We start from the raw sequence: 17,958 nt of genomic DNA, 5'->3' as shown, positions 1-17,958 counted from the left end.
TATCCCAGGTTTTATCTCTTATTTCTCAACGCGTGATTTGTTGGCGATATCAGCTAGGATAGCTTGAACAAAATCATCTACTGAGACAGTTTGTGTTTCTTTTTGGCCGTAGCGACGAACGTTGACTGTTCCGTCTTCCATTTCCTTGTCCCCAACGATTAATTGGTAAGGAATCTTGCTTGTTTGTGAAGCACGAATCTTGAACTGCATTTTTTCATTGCGTTCATCTACGTCTGCACGAACACCACGGTCACGGAGTTTTTTAGCTACTTCCCATGCGTAGTCCACGTGTTTTTCGTTAGATACTGGGATGAGAGTTACTTGGTGAGGTGCTAGCCATGTTGGGAAGGCACCCTTGTAGTTCTCAATCAAGATAGCTGTGAAGCGTTCCATAGTTGAGATAACTCCACGGTGGATCATAACTGGACGGTGCTCTTCACCATCAGCTCCGATATATTTAAGGTCGAAGCGTTCTGGAAGCAAGAAGTCAAGTTGGATAGTAGAAAGAGTTTCTTCTTTTCCAAGAGCAGTCTTAACTTGAATATCCAATTTTGGTCCGTAGAAGGCTGCTTCACCTTCGGCTTCAAAGTAGTCCACGCCCATTTCATCAAGGGCTGCACGAAGCATGGTTTGAGCATTTTCCCACATCTCATCATTATCAAAGTACTTATGAGTATCTTGAGGGTCACGAAGAGAGAGGCGGAAGCGGTATTCAGTCAAGTTGAAATCTTCATAAACATCGATAATCAACTGAAGAGCACGTTGGAATTCTTCTTGGATTTGTTCTGGAGTCACAAAGAGGTGACCGTCGTTAAGAGACATTTCACGTACACGTTGAAGACCAGTAAGGGAACCAGATTTTTCGTAGCGGTGCATCATACCGATTTCAGCGATACGGATTGGCAACTCACGGTAAGAGTGAACATGATGTTTGAAGACTTGGATGTGGTGCGGACAGTTCATTGGACGAAGGACAAATTCTTCCCCGTCACCCATGTCCATAGTTGGGAACATGTCTTCTTGGTAATGATCCCAGTGACCAGAAGTCTTGTAAAGTTCAACAGAAGCAAGTGGTGGAGTGTATACGTGTTGGTAGCCAGAAGCCAACTCTTTGTCTACGATGTAGCGTTCCAATTCACGACGGATAGTCGCACCATTTGGCAACCAGAATGGAAGTCCTTGACCAACCTCTTGAGAAATCATGAAGAGATCAAGCTCTTTACCAAGTTTACGGTGGTCACGTTCCTTAGCTTCTTCACGCATTTGAAGGTAGTTTTTCAAGTCTTTTTTGTCAAACCAAGCTGTACCGTAGATACGTTGCATCATAGCGTTGTCGCTATTTCCACGCCAGTAAGCACCTGCTACATGGAGAAGGTGGAAGATTTGGATACGGCCTGTTGAAGGGACGTGTGGGCCACGGCAAAGGTCTACATATTCACCCTGACGATAGATAGTCAAACCACCTTCGTCTTCAGAGTGTTCTTCAATCAATTCCAACTTGTAAGGGTCATTTTTGAAGATTTCACGCGCCTCGTCTTTAGTCACTTCTTCACGGATTGATGGGAAGTTTTCTTTGACAATTTTTTGCATTTCTTCTTCGATACGAGGAAGGTCTTCGTTAGAGATTTGACCAGCTGTGTTGTCTGTATCGTAGTAGAAACCATCTTCGATGGCTGGACCAACCCCCAAGTGAATGTCTGGGAACAGACGACGAGCTGCTTGGGCGAACAAGTGAGCAGCTGAGTGACGCAAGATTGGAAGGGCACCTTCGTGATCAGGTGTCACGATTTCGATGCTTCCATCTTCAGTGATAGCACGAGTAGTGTCGATGAGTTTGCCGTTGAATTTACCAGCCAAGGCCTTTTTAGCTAGGGAATTGCTGATAGATTGGGCAATTTCAAAAGTTGTAACGCCAGATTCGAATTCACGAACAGCGCCATCCGGGAAAGTAATGTTAATCATGATGTTCTCCTTACTTATATTATTGACGAATGTGTTAACCCTATTCTGAAAACAGGGACAGAGGACTGTGAAAGCTAGAAAAACAAAAAGCGACATCCTCGAAAGGACGTCGCAACGTGGTTCCACCTTCATTTATGTTCCTCAAAAAAGAGGGACACCTCTGATTGGCTCTAACGTGGCCACCGTTTTATGTTTTCATAAAAAATTCAAGAGTAGTATCAGTTTAGGCTCTCTATGCGTTTCCAGCAACCACGCACTCTCTAGTAGAAAGGGACTAAGTGACTTGTCTCTATGGATTATTATAGCATGATTGTGAGATTTTTCAAGGATTTTGTGAAAGTTTTTTGTTTTTCATTTTTGTAGAATATGCTTGATGCAAATACCGGAAGCCATGCCCACCAGAGCCAAGGTTTCATAGATTAGCAAGTAAATTAGTATAAACTCACCAAAGGTTATGATAGTAAAGCAAAAGAGCAGTCCGTTACCAATTAACCACCAAAGTGAGAAAAGGAAACGGTAGCTATAGAGTAGCGATATAATCAAGATTACCAGAGGTGTAAAGAAGAGAAGATTATTTACGTAGAGACTCTTGAGAAAAAGGGGGTCAGAAATGATTAGTGATAACAACTGATAAAGTGGCCAATAAAAGAAAAATATGACCAAATAATAGGGGAGATGGGAATAGAATCTACGCATGATAATCACCTCGTTTTAAAAAAACAGACAACTTAGATCTCTTGCTATGATTGTTATAGCATGTTTAAAACAAGAAAGTAAATCTGTTGACAAAGAAGTTAGTTATTGGTAGAATAGGGATTGTCGTAAAGACAAATAACTTCTTCTTGGTTACAGGCATGCCAACCTGTCACTCGGATGAAGCCAAATAAAAAGGAGAAACATCATGGCAATCTCAAAAGAGAAAAAAAATGAAATCATCGCACAATATGCACGTCACGAAGGTGATACAGGTTCAGTAGAGGTTCAAGTTGCTGTCCTTACTTGGGAAATCAACCACCTTAACGAACACATCAAACAACACAAAAAAGACCACGCTACTTACCGTGGATTGATGAAAAAAATCGGTCGCCGTCGTAACTTGCTTGCATACTTGCGTAAAAACGACGTTAACCGTTACCGTGAGTTGATCAACTCTCTAGGACTTCGTCGCTAATTCAAGATACAAAGGCCGTCAAAAGCACAAAGCAAAAATAGGAAAATTGACGAAGAAACTTCAGTTTCTAGGAAATTTTATCTTTTTTGCCAAGTGCTTAGGCCGTGTTCAATTGAGCATATCTTGATAATGAAGCTACTCTAAATTGGGTAGCTTTTTTACTTTTGTCACCTTACCTTGATATGCTCAAGTATAATCTTTGGTTACGGTTCCTAGCACTGTAAGGTAAAATAAACCAGAATGATCTTCCTTCGGGGAGATTTTTTTGTTTCACTGAAAGTTTCGTACATTCTTCTCCTCGCCGTCTAGTCTATAAACGTTTTATCCAGCAAGAATCATGATGCTAAGGGCGTAAGAAATCCGTATGAAAATAGGGAAACGACACCGTGTTCGATGAACACAAGGAGTTTCATCTTTTTCACTAGGATTTTAGCCCGGGCTCAAATCAGCTCTCGGACTTCAGAGGGCTTTTTTATTGAGGTTTTATCGGTCACAATTTTGGAGACTACAAAAACCTCAAATGGTATCAGCTAATTACACCATAAAGGTGCGTAGCTACTCGGCTTGAAAAGCCGAGTAGCTGTCTGCAAGCCCCTTCGGAGAGCCCACACTTTACGAAGTAAAGTATAGTATGTTATACTCTACATGGAAGTAGTTACTGAATTCCAGTTAGAAATTACTTTGTAACTACGTTTTGAGGAGGAGTAAAATGCTTTCCTATGTTCGACATTACCCACTAGCGATAGCTAAATTAATGTGTCTGTGCTCTCCTAAAATCTGCTGATTTATTACTGACCAATACAGGAGGTTTTTTATGGGACAGACAATCATATCTGCTATTGGTGTTTATATTTCCACCAGTATCGATTATTTAATTATTTTAATTATTTTATTTGCACAGCTATCACAGAATAAACAAAAATGGCATATTTATGCGGGGCAATATCTAGGCACAGGCTTACTTGTAGGGGCGAGTTTAGTTGCTGCTTATGTTGTTAATTTCGTGCCTGAAGAATGGATGGTTGGATTGCTTGGTTTAATTCCTATCTATTTAGGGATTCGCTTTGCAATTGTTGGAGAAGGTGAGGAAGAAGAGGAAGAAGAGGAAGAAATTATTGAAAGATTAGAACAAAGCAAGGCAAATCAACTGTTTTGGACAGTTACATTGCTGACAATTGCGTCTGGCGGAGATAATTTAGGTATCTATATACCTTATTTTGCTTCGTTAGATTGGTCACAGACCCTCGTGGCGTTGCTTGTGTTTGTAATCGGCATAATTATCTTATGCGAGCTTAGTCGGGTGTTATCCTCTATTCCGTTAATATTCGAGACAATTGAAAAATACGAGCGAATCATTGTGCCCTTAGTATTCATTGTACTTGGACTATACATCATGTATGAAAATGGCACGATAGAGACTTTTCTGATCGTGTAGATTTTTTTCACTAGGATTTTATCCCAATCTCAAATCAGCTCTCTAATTTTAGAGGGCTTTTTATGTTGTCACTTTACCTCGATATACTCAAGTATAATCTTCGGTTACGATTATTAGCACTGTATGACCAACTATATTTATTTTTCTCATCTTGTTCCATTGTTGAAAATATGGTATACTTTTCATGAGAATTTTCTAAATTTTTAAGATTCTATCAAAGGAGGTTTGCATGCTTTCCAAATTTTCTGGAAGCCGACAAGACCAGCAATTTGTGTTACTTTTAGTTATTTTGCTAGGTATTTTAGGGATTTCTCTCTTTCTAGCAGTTTCAATGGGATCTGTTGCGATTGATCTAGGAGATACCTATCGGATTATTTTGAGTAGGTTAGGATTTCCTCTTGAGATAGGAGAGGTTTCCAAGTCTACTCTTGCCATTGTATGGAACATGAGATTCCCCCGAGTATTGTTAGGTCTGATAGTAGGAGCAGGCCTTTCTATGTGTGGTAGCGTGATGCAGTCTACAGTGAACAATCCCATCGCAGAGCCTTATGTCTTAGGCATCTCTGCTGGTGCAACTCTAGGGGCAACCTTGAGCATCATTCTTGGTTTAAAAGTGATGATTAGCCTTGGAGCTTTTCTTGGAGCTATCTTGGCAACAATTGCTGTCCTCATCATTGCCTCTATGCAGGGAAGGATGACGACTTCTAGTCTAATCTTATCGGGAACGGTGGTCAACGCTCTCTTTCTGGCTTTTTCAAACTTTATTATCTCAGTTGGCGCTAATGCGGATAGTGTGATGACCATTAAGTTTTGGACCATGGGTTCGCTCGCTGGGACTTCCTGGGCAGACTTGGTCCTGCCAACTATAGTAGTAGGAATAGCCTTTCTATTTTTCTCTACTCAGTATCGTGTTTTCAATGCGATGATGATGGGAGATGAGGCTGCTTTAACTTTGGGAATTCCTTTACGCTTTTATTGGTATCTTTATGTGACAATGGTGGCTGTGCTGACAGCAGTCTTAGTGGCAACCTGTGGGATTATTGGATTTGTCGGTCTGATTACTCCACATTTAGCTCGAGGATTAGTAGGAACGAGTTACAAGAGGCTTTTTCCTGTTGCAACCTTGCTGGGTGCCCTCTTTGTGGTCTGGGCAGACGTATTCTCTCGTATCATCATCCCAAACGCAGAGCTTCCTATTGGTATTTTCACAGCCTTGGTAGGTGCTCCCTTCTTCATCTACATTGTTGGAGGTAGGAGAAGGGAGGTGAGGGTCTGATATGGACTTGATTTGTCAAGATATCCATTTTGGACTAGGAGAGAAAAAAATCCTCAAAGGAGTCTCTCTTAAGGTTGAAGGGCATCAATTTCACACGATATTAGGACCAAATGGAAGCGGGAAAACCAGTCTACTTAAACTCCTCTATCGTCAGGAAAAGGCGGACAAAGGTTTGATAAGCCTAGATGGAAAGCCTCTGGAACAATGGACGCTCAAAGAAACAGCCAAGCAAATGGCAGTTGTGACCCAGTTTAACCAACTGCAGTTTGATTGTACAGTTGAAGAAATCGTCTTGCTGGGAAGAACTCCCCACCTCTCTTTTTTACAGAAGGAAAGGGAAAGGGATTATGCGCTCGTTCAAGATGCCCTCGTTAAGGTGGATATGCTCGAGAAGAAAACTCGTCTCTATTCGTCTCTGTCAGGGGGAGAGAAACAGCGAGTCTTACTAGCCCGCGCCTTGGCGCAGGAACCGACTCTTTTGCTCTTGGACGAACCAACCAATCACCTGGATATCAGGTATCAGCTAGACTTGTTAGCCATTGTGAAAAATCTCAAGGTCAATGTTCTAGCTGTCCTACATGATATTCAACTTGCTTGTCGCTATTCGGATTATCTCTATCTGATGAAAGAGGGAGAAATCCTTTACCAAGGGACTCCAAAGGAGACCATCACCCCTGAGTCATTGCAAACTGTATACGGAGTTCAAAGTCAGGTGACTTGGACCGAGGACCAGCAAGCCATGATTCACTATTTATAAGAATGAAAAGGAAAACAAGATGAAAAAAACACTAAGCATTTTACTCGTGACAGTAGCTACCTTAACTATGGCAGCTTGTGGTAACACTACTACAGAAAAAGCTACCACACAATCAAGCGCAGAAACAAGTCAAAAGGCTAACGCAGAGACGACTTATCCGCTAACTATCAAAACTTATGATGCTAAAGGAAATGAAGTCGAACAAGTCTTTGACAAGGCACCTGAAAAAGTTATCACTAACAATCTTTCAACCACTGAAATCTTATTGGAGTTAGGGTTGAAGGATAAAATTGTTGGCATGCTCAATCCAGACAATGCTGTGACGGACAAATACAAGGACGCGATTGCGACTATTCCTCAAATTGGGGATAAAAAAACAGTCTCACAAGAGACAGTCCTTTCTTATGAGCCAGACGCTGTGATGGGTCGAAACATGATGTTTTCTGAAAAATCTTTGGGGACAGTTAGCACTTGGAATGAAAATAAAATCCCAGTGTATACTCAAAAAGCTTCTCTCTCAACAATTCAGCAAGATTTGGGGAATATCGTAGAAGATGTCAAAAATCTTGGAATGATTTTTAATGTTCAGGAAAAATCCAATGGATACGCAGCCCAATTACAAACTAAAATTGATGCTGTTAAGAAAGCAAACCCAGCAAGTCAAGGTGAAAAGAAAAAGGCTTTGATTATGGTTGCATATAATGATCAAACCTTCGGTGCCTACAAGTCTGCTTTGCAAGAGAGTTTGCTGAACCAACTTGGTTATACAAACGTTGCTACGGGGACATCAGGCTTGACCTTGGAAAATCTCGTGTCAATGGATCCTGAATTGATTATCTATGTAACCAGCGACCGCAATAAAAAATTGGATGAAAAAGCAGTAGAGTTGATGAAGGCAAATGCTGTTTTGGAAAGCGTTGCTGCTATTAAGAATCAAAAAATCATGACTATCTCTTACGATGAATTGATGGACTATGGTCCAGCAGTGATTGATTCCCTTGAGAAAATCAATGACTTTATCAATAAATAATGAGTTTGATTGGGAAGGAATTCAAGTCAAAATCAGCCTTCCTTCTAACTACGACCCCAATCAAACCTATCCGGCTATTTTATTGAATGATGGAAACTTGGATTTTCTATCGTCCCTTTCAGAATCTGTGATTTTAGTGGGCTTGACTTCTAAAAATCGCCTAGACGACTACACGCCCTGGAAGACATCTGCTCTGAGAGATGGAGCTCAAGATTTTGGCGGTCAGGCAACTGCCTATCATGATCATTTATTTGGAGATCTTTTAGATAAGTTGCAGTCGCTTTATCGCCTGGACGAAACTCGCCTTGCTTATGGAGGGTATTCACTAGGTGGTTTGGCGGCAGTCTACAGTCTTTTCAGCTTTGACAAGGTTTCCTGTGTCTTCTCCATCTGTGGTTCCTTTTGGTATCCTGATTTTGTGACTTACTGTAGGGAAGAAAAGGTGAAAAATTTGGACTGTTTGCTGTATTTACAGAATGGGCAAACAGAAGGAGCCAATCATAGCAATCGTTTGGTTCAAGCACCGGTATATGCTGAACAGATCCATACCAGTCTTCAGAAATGCTATCCGAATGGCCAGTTTGTCTTTGACCTCTATGGGCATCATGAGCAAGTGGCTGAGCGATTTTTAGCCTTTTCTAGCTGGTTGGCCCAAAAATGGAAAATCAAATAAAAGAATTATCCCTTGGCTTTTGCCAAGGGATTGTTGTATTTTTTAACCAAGAGCCTCTCTTTTCTTATCTGGATTCCAGACGAAGCTTGCGATAAAGCTAAAGATGATGGTTAGGATAGCGAGGATAATGGCAAGGATGAGGGCAGGGATGCGGATAAACCACCAGAGTGGGTTCGGTTTTTTATTATTGTGCCATTGTTTGGTTTCTTCGTCCAAACGTTGGAATTCTGCTTGGATTCGATTGGCGACTGTTTCAATGCCTTCATCATTCATTTTCTTGATATCTGAGATATCAATTGGATTTCCAAAGTTCATATCGACACGTTCACGACTAATCAAGCCCTTCAAAGTCATGGGACCTGTGTAGGTAACCGGCATGATACGAACCTTGGCCATTTTGGCAATCAGAGCTACGCCACCCTTGACATCGTTTGAGTGTCGGCTTCCACTTGGAAACATGATGAGAGAGCGGTCACTTTTTTTGAGAACATTGATAGGATATTTGATGGCTGAGGCGCTAGGATTTTCACGGTCGATAGGAAAGGCACCACACATACGAATCCACCAGCCAAAGATACGGTTGGTAAAGAGCTCTTTTTTGGCCATAAAGATAAATTGTTTTGGTTTGGTCGCAAAGGCCATATAAACTGGATCCCACCAGGTGCGGTGAGGTGCAACCAGAATATAATTTTCATCTTGATTAGGAATTTTATCGGTATTATGATAGTGGGCATTGCCATTGATGGACCATAGGAGCAATACAACCAATCCACGTAAATAAGTATAAAACATGCGATCTCCTTCGATTGTTTTCTTGTTATTATTATACCTTATCAAAGGAGGGCTGGCAAACTTTTCCCTTGACTAGGTTCGTATTTGGGATGAGATTAGAATTCTTTTAGAAAAAATGATATGATAGAATTCATGGATAAAAATAAGATTATGGGATTAACCCAAAGAGAAGTCGAGGAAAGACAGGCTAAGGGCTTGGTCAATGATTTTACCGCATCGGCTAGTACAAGCACTTGGCAAATCGTTAAACGAAATGTCTTTACCCTTTTTAATGCTTTGAACTTTGCCATTGCTTTGGCACTAGCCTTTGTGCAGGCTTGGAGCAATCTGGTCTTCTTTGCCGTTATCTGCTTTAACGCTTTTTCTGGGATTGTGACTGAGCTGCGGGCCAAACACATGGTGGACAAGCTCAATCTCATGACCAAGGAAAAGGTCAAGACTATTCGTGATGGCCAAGAAGTGGCTCTGAATCCTGAAGAATTGGTGTTAGGAGATGTCATTCGTTTGTCTGCAGGAGAGCAGATTCCCAGTGATGCCTTGGTTTTGGAAGGCTTTGCGGAAGTCAATGAAGCCATGTTGACGGGGGAAAGTGATTTGGTGCAAAAGGAAGTGGATGCCTTGCTTTTGTCAGGAAGTTTCCTAGCCAGTGGGTCAGTTTTAGCTCAAGTTCACCATGTCGGTGCAGACAACTATGCTGCCAAACTCATGCTGGAAGCCAAGACCGTTAAACCAATCAACTCTCGTATCATGAAATCGTTGGACAGGCTAGCTGGTTTTACTGGGAAGATTATCATTCCTTTTGGTCTGGCTCTCTTACTAGAAGCCTTGCTTTTAAAAGGCTTGCCTCTTAAGTCGTCCGTTGTAAATTCGTCGACAGCCCTTCTGGGGATGTTACCTAAGGGAATTGCCCTTTTGACCATTACTTCGCTTTTGACTGCGGTGATTAAGTTGGGCTTGAAAAAGGTCTTGGTGCAGGAGATGTACTCTGTTGAGACCTTGGCACGCGTGGATATGCTCTGTTTGGACAAGACGGGCACCATCACCCAAGGAAAGATGCAGGTGGAGGCTGTTCTTCCACTGACGGCAACTTATGGTGAAGAGACTATTGCCAGCATTTTGGCCAGCTACATGGCCCACAGTGAGGATAAAAATCCAACTGCCCAAGCTATTCGCCAGCGCTTCCAAGGCCAAGTAGCCTATCCTATGCTCTCTAATCTTCCCTTCTCCAGCGACCGCAAGTGGGGAGCTATGGAATTGGAAGGTTTGGGGACAGTTTTTTTAGGGGCGCCTGAGATGTTGCTGGCTTCTGAGGTCCCAGAAGCCAGAGAGGCTCTAGAGAGAGGATCACGTGTCTTGGTCTTGGCACTCAGTCAGGAGAAATTAGACCATCACAAGCCACAGAAACCATCTGATATTCAGGCTCTGGCCCTGCTGGAAATCTTGGATCCGATTCGAGAGGGAGCAGCAGAGACGTTGGACTATCTCCGTTCTCAGGAAGTGGGTCTCAAGATCATCTCTGGTGACAATCCAGTTACGGTGTCCAGTATTGCCCAGAAGGCTGGTTTTGCGGACTATCATAGCTATGTAGATTGCTCGAAAATCACGGATGAGGAATTGATTACTATGGCTGAGGAGACAGCTATTTTCGGACGTGTTTCCCCTCATCAAAAGAAACTCATTATCCAAACACTGAAAAAAGCGGGGCATACAACAGCTATGACAGGAGACGGAGTCAATGATATTCTCGCCCTTCGTGAGGCGGATTGTTCTATCGTGATGGCTGAGGGAGATCCAGCGACTCGTCAGATTGCCAATCTGGTTCTCTTGAACTCTGACTTTAATGATGTTCCTGAGATTCTTTTTGAAGGTCGTCGTGTGGTTAATAATATTGCCCACATTGCACCGATTTTCTTGATAAAGACCATCTACTCATTCTTGCTCGCAGTTATCTGTATCGCCAGTGCTTTACTAGGTCGGTCTGAGTGGATCTTGATTTTCCCCTTCATTCCGATCCAGATTACCATGATTGACCAGTTCGTGGAAGGGTTCCCACCATTCGTTCTGACTTTTGAGCGAAATATCAAACCTGTTGAGCCAAACTTCCTCAGAAGATCCATGCTTCGTGCTCTACCAAGTGCTCTCATGGTTGTGTTCAGTGTTCTTTTTGTGAAAATATTTGGAAGTAGCCAAGGTTGGTCTGAGTTAGAAATTTCAACTCTACTCTATTATCTCTTGGGGTCAATTGGTTTCTTATCTGTATTTAGAGCCTGCATGCCATTTACCCTATGGCGTGTCCTCTTGATTGTTTGGTCAGTAGGAGGATTCCTAGCCACAGCTCTCTTCCCAAGAATTCAAAAACTGCTTGAAATTTCAACCTTAACAGGACAAACATTACCTGTTTATGGTGTCATGATGTTGGTCTTTACCGTGATTTTCATCCTGACTAGTCGCTATCAAGCCAGAAAATAAAGAAAGGCTGCAATCTGTGGATTGCGGTCTTTTTAGGTACAAGATTGCCAGCTGAAATGTGGTATAATAAGAGGTAATAGAGTTTTGGAAAGTGAGAGAAGATGATTTCAAAGAGATTAGAATTAGTGGCTTCCTTTGTGCCACAGGGAGCCATTTTACTAGATGTGGGGAGTGACCATGCTTATCTGCCTATCGAGTTGGTCGAAAGAGGACAAATCAAAAGTGCCATTGCAGGTGAGGTTGTAGAAGGTCCCTACCAGTCCGCGGTTAAAAATGTTGAAAGTCACGGGTTAAAGGAGAAAATCCAAGTCCGTTTAGCAAATGGCTTGGCAGCCTTTGAAGAGGCAGATAAGGTATCGGTCATTACCATTGCTGGTATGGGTGGTCGTTTGATTGCCAGGATTTTAGAAGAAGGCTTGGACAAGTTAGCTAATGTAGAGCGTTTAATCCTCCAACCCAATAATCGTGAAGACGACTTGCGTATCTGGCTACAAGAGAATGAATTTCAGATTGTAGCTGAAAGTATCTTAGAAGAGGCTGGCAAGTTTTACGAGATTTTGGTGGTGGAAGCAGGACAAATGAAGCTATCAGCTAGTGATGTTCGCTTTGGTCCCTTCTTGTCCAAAGAGGTCAGTCCAGTCTTTGTCCAAAAATGGCAAAAAGAAGCTGTTAAGCTAGAGTTTGCCCTCGGACAAATCCCAGAAAAAAATCTGGAAGAACGTCAAGTTCTAGTAGATAAAATTCAAGCCATCAAGGAGGTTCTCCATGTTAGCAAGTGAAGTGATTAATGCGTATGAAGCCTTTTGCCCTCAGGAATTTTCCATGGAGGGAGACAGTCGTGGTCTGCAAATTGGTACTTTAGACAAGGATATCCAAAGGGTCATGGTGGCTCTCGATATTCGTGAAGAAACGGTGGTTGAAGCCATTGAAAAGGGTGTAGACTTGATTATTGTCAAGCATGCGCCGATTTTCCGTCCCATCAAGGATTTGGTAGCTAGCCGTCCACAAAATCAGATTTACATTGATTTGATAAAGCATGACATCGCAGTTTATGTCAGCCATACCAATATTGACATCGTTGAAAATGGCCTCAATGATTGGTTCTGTCAGATGCTAGGTATCGAGGAAACGACCTATCTGCAGGAGACAGGTCCTGAACGTGGAATTGGACGTATTGGGAATGTTCAGCCTCAGACATTTGGGGAATTGGCCCAGCATGTCAAGCAAGTCTTTGGTTTAGATAGCCTTCGATTGGTGCATTATCAAGAGAGAGATTTGCAGAAGCCTATTTCAAGAGTGGCCATCTGTGGTGGTAGCGGGCAGTCTTTCTATAAGGATGCTTTGGCAAAGGGGGCAGATGTTTATATCACTGGTGATATTTACTACCACACTGCTCAGGATATGCTGTCTGATGGCTTGCTAGCCTTGGACCCAGGTCACTATATCGAAGTGCTTTTTGTGGAAAAAATCGCAGCATTCCTTAGTCAATGGAAAGAGGAAAAAGACTGGGATATTGATATTTTTCCTAGTCAAGCATCGACCAATCCTTTCCACCATATCTAGTTAGAAAGTGAAAACAATGAAAAAAGTTGCTATTATCGGAGCAGGAATTGTGGGAGCAACAGCTGCCTACTACCTCTCGAAAGAAAGTGACCTAGAAGTAACCGTCTTTGACCATGGACAAGGTCAAGCTACCAAGGCCGCAGCAGGAATTATCAGTCCTTGGTTTTCCAAACGCCGCAATAAGGCCTGGTACAAAATGGCGCGTTTGGGGGCTGATTTTTATGTGGATTTGTTGGCGGATTTAGAAAAGTCAGGGCAAGAAATCGACTTTTACCAGCGTTTGGGAGTCTTTCTCCTGAAAAAGGATGAAACTAAGTTGGAAGAACTCTATCAACTAGCCCTCCAGCGCAGAGAAGAATCTCCCTTGATAGGGCAATTAGCCATTCTAGACCAAGAATCAGCTAATGAATTATTCCCTGGCTTACAGGGATTTGACCGCTTGCTATATGCTTCTGGTGGAGCGAGAGTAGATGGCCAACTTTTAGTGACTCGTTTGCTAGAAGCCAGTCAGGTCAAGCTGGTCAAAGAAAAAGTGAGTCTGAAGCCTTTATCATCAGGTTATCAGATTGGTGAAGAGGTGTTTGATCAGGTTGTTTTGGCGACGGGAGCTTGGTTGGGACGCCTGTTAGAGCCTTTAGGTTATGAAGTAGATGTTCGTCCCCAAAAGGGGCAACTCCGAGATTATCAACTTGCCCAAGACATGGAAGCTTACCCTGTTGTTATGCCAGAAGGGGAGTGGGATTTGATTCCTTTTGCAGGTGGGAAATTGTCCTTGGGTGCTACCCACGAAAATGACATGGGATTTGATTTGACGGTAGATGAAACCTTACTCCAGAAAATGGAGGAGGCAGCCCTGCCTTGCTATCCTAGTTTAGTAGAAGCTACCAGAGCTGGTGAGCGTGTGGGAATCCGTGCCTACACTAGTGATTTCTCACCTTTCTTTGGCCAGATGCCAGAATTGTCAGGTGTCTATGCAGCCAGTGGACTAGGTTCATCAGGCCTCACAACGGGTCCTATCATTGGTTACCATCTAGCTCAACTGATCCAAGGCAAGGAGTTGACCTTGGACCCTCTAAACTACCCAATTGAAAACTATGTCAAACGAGTAAAAAGCGAATAATACTCAATGAAAATCAAAGAACAAACTAGGAAACTAGCCGCAGGCTACTCGAAACACTGTTTTGAGGTTGTGGATCGAACTGACGAAGTCAGTAACCTACCTACAGCAAAGCAAGGCTGACGTGGTTTGAAGCGATTTTCGAAGAGTATAAGAATTTTACTGAAATTTTAGCCTCCCCTCTAGGATGGCAAATGACATTCCCTATCAAAAATGGTAAAATAAGAAAAAATAATCCGAGAATCGAGGAAAAAAGATGCAAGAAAAGATTTTGGTAACGGGTGGAGCAGGTTTTATCGGAACCCACACAGTTATTGAGTTAATCCAAGCAGGTCATCAAGTTGTTGTGGTGGATAACCTTGTGAATAGTAACAGAAAAAGTTTAGAAGTTGTTGAGAGAATTACAGGAGTTGAAGTGCCTTTCTATGAGGCAGATATCCGTGATACAGATACTCTTCGTGACATTTTCAAACAAGAAGAACCAACAGGGGTCATTCACTTTGCTGGCTTGAAGGCTGTAGGTGAATCTACCCGTATTCCTCTTGCCTACTATGACAACAATATAGCTGGGACTATTAGCCTTTTGAAAGCTATGGAAGAAAACAACTGTAAGAACATCATCTTCAGTTCTTCTGCGACAGTTTACGGAGATCCTCATACAGTGCCAATCTTGGAAGATTTCCCACTTTCAGTAACCAATCCATACGGTCGTACTAAACTCATGTTAGAGGAAATTTTGACGGATATCTACAAGGCAGACTCAGAATGGAATGTGGTCTTACTTCGTTACTTTAACCCAATCGGAGCCCATGAGAGTGGTGATTTAGGAGAAAATCCAAACGGTATTCCAAATAATCTTTTGCCATATGTGACTCAAGTAGCCGTTGGAAAATTAGAGCAAGTGCAAGTGTTTGGAGACGATTACGATACGGAAGATGGAACAGGTGTTCGTGACTATATCCACGTTGTTGACTTGGCTAAAGGTCACGTTGCAGCTCTGAAAAAAATCCAAAAAGGTTCAGGCCTAAACATTTATAACCTTGGAACAGGTAAAGGATATTCTGTTCTTGAAATTATCCAAAATATGGAAAAAGCAGTGGGACGCCCAATTCCTTACCGCATTGTAGACCGTCGCCCAGGTGATATCGCAGCCTGCTATTCAGATCCTGCAAAAGCCAAAGCAGAACTAGGCTGGGAAGCAGAATTAGGCATCACCCAAATGTGTGAAGACGCATGGCGTTGGCAAAGTAAGCATCCAAATGGATTTGAAGACTAAGATGGTGATGTCAATCATTGTCCCCTGTTTAAACGAAGAGGAAGTACTTCCTCTTTTTTATCAGACTTTGGAAGCTTTACTTCCAGATTTGGAAACAGAAATCGAGTATGTCTTTGTCGACGATGGATCAAGTGATGGGACTTTGGAACTCTTAAAGACCTATCGGGAGCAAAATCCGGCAATTCATTATATTTCTTTCTCGCGAAATTTTGGCAAAGAAGCAGCTCTGTATGCAGGCTTGCAATATGCGACAGGAGACCTAGTGGTGGTGATGGATGCAGATCTCCAGGATCCTCCTAGTATGTTGCTAGAGATGAAAAATTTACTAGACCAAAATGTAGACTTGGACTGCGTAGGAACACTGAGAACTAGTCGGGAGGGAGAACCAGTTTTACGTAGTCTCTGCGCTAATCTCTTTTACCGCCTTATGCAAAAAATTAGTCCAGTAGCCCTGCCGTCAGGTGTCCGTGATTTTCGCATGATGAGAAGATCTGTAGTGGATGCCATTTTAAGCTTGACTGAGTCCAATCGCTTTTCGAAGGGACTCTTTGCCTGGGTCGGCTTTAAAACCCACTATCTGGACTATCCAAATGTCGAAAGGCAGGCTGGCAAGACCAGTTGGAGTTTTAGGCAACTCTTTTTCTACTCCATTGAAGGGATTGTTAATTTTTCAGATTTTCCCTTGATTATAGCCTTTGTGGCAGGTCTCCTATCTTGTTTTATGTCTCTGCTTATGACCTTTTTTGTTGTGGTTCGGACCCTCATTTTGGGCAATCCGACATCCGGTTGGACCTCTCTGATGGCTGTTATTCTCTTTCTTGGTGGGATTCAACTCTTGACCATTGGGATTCTCGGCAAGTATATTAGTAAGATTTATCTAGAGACTAAAAAAAGACCACTTTATCTTATCAAAGAAAAAAGTGATCTTCCTGATTTTGCAGAAAAAAATAAAGAGAAAAGACTATAATTTTGCATGGAAATATGCTAAACTAGAAGGAGTGGAACGTTCCTGTCGATGTTAGAGTTAATCTTTAATCAAGGCACGTGTCGGACAGTTTCTAACAGCTTCTACGACGTCCTGACTAGGAGAGATTTCTTTTTCTAGTTGGTCAGGGTCATCGTAAAAACGCACGATTCCATTATCGTGGTAATCAAATAATTCAGAATAAGTTTGGCAAAGACCACAGGCAATGCAGCGTTCAGGTATAAGTGTGATTTTCATATTTATATTGTAATAAGAAAAGTAAAAAAAAACAAGGAGTAAGGTATGGCAAAAGAACCGTGGCAAGAAGATATTTATGAGAATCAGGAAGAAACAAGATCAGAACGTCGTAAGAGAGAACAAGGTGGAGGAGTGCTGGCTAATCGTATCTTGACTATTTTAGCAAGTATTTTCTTTGTGATTGTAGTCGTGATGATCATTGTTCTTATCTATCTTTCATCGGGTGGGAGCAATCGCACGGCAGCCTTAAAAGATTTTCACGAATCTGATGCAAATGTAGTACAGATTTCATCTTCTAGTAGTTCAGAGCATGCATCTTCTAGTTCAGAGGAGAAGGTAGAAGAGTCATCTAGTAGCTCAGAACATCCAACTGATCCAGAAGGAACTACAAAAGTCTTAGCTGGAGAAGGAGAAGCAGCCATTGCCGCTCGTGCAGGAATCTCGATTGCTCAGTTAGAGGCTTTGAATCCTGGCCATATGGCTACAGGATCTTGGTTTGCTAATCCTGGAGATGTGATTAAGACTAGATAGGAGTCATAAATGAAGACGATTCAAATTGCTATTGACGGTCCTGCTTCAAGTGGCAAGAGTACGGTCGCAAAGATTATTGCCAAGGATTTTGGATTCACCTACCTAGATACAGGTGCTATGTATCGTGCAGCGACCTACATGGCTCTCAGGAACCAATTAGGAGTTGAACAAGTTGAAGAACTTTTAGCCTTATTGGACCAGCATCCAATCAGTTTTGGACGCTCAGAAACTGGAGAACAACTTGTCTTTGTAGGAGATGTGGATATTACCCATCCTATCCGTGAAAATGAAGTGACTAATCATGTTTCTGCCATCGCAGCAATTCCTGAAGTGCGTGAGAAACTAGTTTCTCTCCAACAAGAGATTGCCCAGCAAGGCGGTATTGTCATGGATGGTCGCGATATTGGGACTGTTGTATTGCCACAAGCAGAATTGAAAATTTTTCTAGTAGCTTCTGTCGATGAAAGAGCAGAGCGTCGTTACAAGGAAAATATTGCCAAGGGAATTGAAACAGACCTTGAAACCCTAAAAGAGGAAATTGCTGCGCGTGACTACAAGGATAGTCATCGTGAGACTTCGCCTCTAAAACAAGCAGAGGACGCTGTCTACCTTGATACAACTGGCTTGAACATTCAGGAAGTAGTTGAAAAAATCAAAGCAGAAGCTAAAAAAAGAATGTAGATG

Annotated in this window: 17 protein-coding genes and 2 pseudogenes; 14 read left to right on the top strand and 5 right to left on the bottom strand. The window is 42.3% G+C overall.

The annotated features are described in order from the left end of the window. Nucleotides 1-18: 18 nt before the first annotated feature. The 3 genes and pseudogenes from thrS to B7700_RS11375 form a co-directional block, all read right to left on the bottom strand. Entirely contained in the window at nt 19-1,962 is a 1,944-nt protein-coding gene (thrS, locus tag B7700_RS10005) for a threonine--tRNA ligase (RefSeq protein WP_084888685.1), read from the bottom strand. A 40-nt stretch (nt 1,963-2,002) separates the two neighbouring features. Next, a pseudogene (locus B7700_RS11465) lies at nt 2,003-2,211 on the bottom strand (hypothetical protein). Nucleotides 2,212-2,284: 73 nt separating this feature from the next. Beyond that, nucleotides 2,285-2,658: pseudogene (locus tag B7700_RS11375) on the bottom strand (hypothetical protein). A gap of 205 nt (nt 2,659-2,863) precedes the next feature. Between B7700_RS11375 and rpsO the strand changes: the two are divergent. From rpsO to B7700_RS09970, 6 genes are all read left to right on the top strand, one after another. After that, nucleotides 2,864-3,133: a 30S ribosomal protein S15 gene (gene rpsO, locus B7700_RS09995; RefSeq protein WP_001018251.1), complete on the top strand. Its 270-nt coding sequence runs from the start codon at nt 2,864-2,866 to the stop codon at nt 3,131-3,133. Between the two features lie 814 nt (nt 3,134-3,947). After that, a complete protein-coding gene (locus tag B7700_RS09990; RefSeq protein ID WP_084888682.1) occupies nt 3,948-4,568 on the top strand; it encodes a CadD family cadmium resistance transporter in 621 nt (206 codons plus the stop codon). A gap of 229 nt (nt 4,569-4,797) precedes the next feature. Beyond that, the gene (locus B7700_RS09985; RefSeq protein ID WP_084888680.1) at nt 4,798-5,844 is read left to right on the top strand and encodes a FecCD family ABC transporter permease; all 1,047 of its coding nucleotides are present in this window, start codon (nt 4,798-4,800) and stop codon (nt 5,842-5,844) included. A gap of 1 nt (nt 5,845) precedes the next feature. After that, nucleotides 5,846-6,601 carry an ABC transporter ATP-binding protein gene (locus B7700_RS09980; protein ID WP_004255647.1) on the top strand — a complete coding sequence of 252 codons (756 nt, stop codon included), beginning with the start codon at nt 5,846-5,848 and terminating at the stop codon, nt 6,599-6,601. A 19-nt stretch (nt 6,602-6,620) separates the two neighbouring features. Next, entirely contained in the window at nt 6,621-7,631 is a 1,011-nt protein-coding gene (locus B7700_RS09975) for an ABC transporter substrate-binding protein (protein ID WP_084888678.1), read from the top strand. After that, nucleotides 7,612-8,304 carry an alpha/beta hydrolase-fold protein gene (locus B7700_RS09970; protein WP_084888676.1) on the top strand — a complete coding sequence of 231 codons (693 nt, stop codon included), beginning with the start codon at nt 7,612-7,614 and terminating at the stop codon, nt 8,302-8,304. The genes B7700_RS09975 and B7700_RS09970 overlap by 20 nt, the downstream gene beginning before the upstream one ends. A gap of 42 nt (nt 8,305-8,346) precedes the next feature. Here B7700_RS09970 and B7700_RS09965 read toward each other — a convergent pair whose 3' ends face one another. Continuing rightward, the gene (locus tag B7700_RS09965; protein WP_084888674.1) at nt 8,347-9,096 is read right to left on the bottom strand and encodes a lysophospholipid acyltransferase family protein; all 750 of its coding nucleotides are present in this window, start codon (nt 9,094-9,096) and stop codon (nt 8,347-8,349) included. 132 nt (nt 9,097-9,228) lie between these two features. On the opposite strand from B7700_RS09965, the gene B7700_RS09960 reads away from it, so the two are divergent. The 6 genes from B7700_RS09960 to B7700_RS09930 all read left to right on the top strand — a co-directional run bounded on the left by B7700_RS09960 (nt 9,229) and on the right by B7700_RS09930 (nt 16,488). Further along, nucleotides 9,229-11,565: a cation-translocating P-type ATPase gene (locus tag B7700_RS09960; protein ID WP_084888672.1), complete on the top strand. Its 2,337-nt coding sequence runs from the start codon at nt 9,229-9,231 to the stop codon at nt 11,563-11,565. A 101-nt stretch (nt 11,566-11,666) separates the two neighbouring features. Then, nucleotides 11,667-12,344, top strand: a complete 678-nt coding sequence (locus tag B7700_RS09955; RefSeq protein WP_064275968.1) for a tRNA (adenine(22)-N(1))-methyltransferase — start codon at nt 11,667-11,669, stop codon at nt 12,342-12,344. Continuing rightward, nucleotides 12,331-13,128 carry a Nif3-like dinuclear metal center hexameric protein gene (locus B7700_RS09950; protein WP_049499579.1) on the top strand — a complete coding sequence of 266 codons (798 nt, stop codon included), beginning with the start codon at nt 12,331-12,333 and terminating at the stop codon, nt 13,126-13,128. Before B7700_RS09955 ends, B7700_RS09950 begins: the two co-directional genes overlap by 14 nt. A gap of 16 nt (nt 13,129-13,144) precedes the next feature. After that, the gene (locus tag B7700_RS09945; protein ID WP_084888670.1) at nt 13,145-14,248 is read left to right on the top strand and encodes an NAD(P)/FAD-dependent oxidoreductase; all 1,104 of its coding nucleotides are present in this window, start codon (nt 13,145-13,147) and stop codon (nt 14,246-14,248) included. Between the two features lie 253 nt (nt 14,249-14,501). Continuing rightward, nucleotides 14,502-15,521, top strand: a complete 1,020-nt coding sequence (gene galE, locus B7700_RS09935; RefSeq protein ID WP_084888668.1) for a UDP-glucose 4-epimerase GalE — start codon at nt 14,502-14,504, stop codon at nt 15,519-15,521. Between the two features lies 1 nt (nt 15,522). Continuing rightward, nucleotides 15,523-16,488, top strand: a complete 966-nt coding sequence (locus tag B7700_RS09930; RefSeq protein WP_084888856.1) for a glycosyltransferase family 2 protein — start codon at nt 15,523-15,525, stop codon at nt 16,486-16,488. A gap of 57 nt (nt 16,489-16,545) precedes the next feature. On the opposite strand, the gene B7700_RS09925 is transcribed toward B7700_RS09930, so the two are convergent. Then, nucleotides 16,546-16,743 (bottom strand): ferredoxin, encoded by a 198-nt coding sequence (locus B7700_RS09925; RefSeq protein ID WP_004235080.1) that lies wholly within the window; start codon nt 16,741-16,743, stop codon nt 16,546-16,548. Nucleotides 16,744-16,788: 45 nt separating this feature from the next. Here B7700_RS09925 and B7700_RS09920 point away from each other — a divergent pair, with 45 nt between their 5' ends. After that, nucleotides 16,789-17,274 carry an SAG1386/EF1546 family surface-associated protein gene (locus B7700_RS09920; RefSeq protein ID WP_192855683.1) on the top strand — a complete coding sequence of 162 codons (486 nt, stop codon included), beginning with the start codon at nt 16,789-16,791 and terminating at the stop codon, nt 17,272-17,274. A gap of 9 nt (nt 17,275-17,283) precedes the next feature. Next, nucleotides 17,284-17,955: a (d)CMP kinase gene (gene cmk, locus B7700_RS09915; protein WP_000849387.1), complete on the top strand. Its 672-nt coding sequence runs from the start codon at nt 17,284-17,286 to the stop codon at nt 17,953-17,955. Nucleotides 17,956-17,958 lie beyond the last annotated feature (3 nt).

Origin of the sequence: Streptococcus mitis (assembly GCF_002096755.1) — a bacterium.
GTDB classification, from domain to species: domain Bacteria; phylum Bacillota; class Bacilli; order Lactobacillales; family Streptococcaceae; genus Streptococcus; species Streptococcus mitis_AC.
The sequence above is the reverse complement of the archived record's forward strand: the minus strand, read 5'-3'. Positions and strand labels throughout refer to the sequence as shown.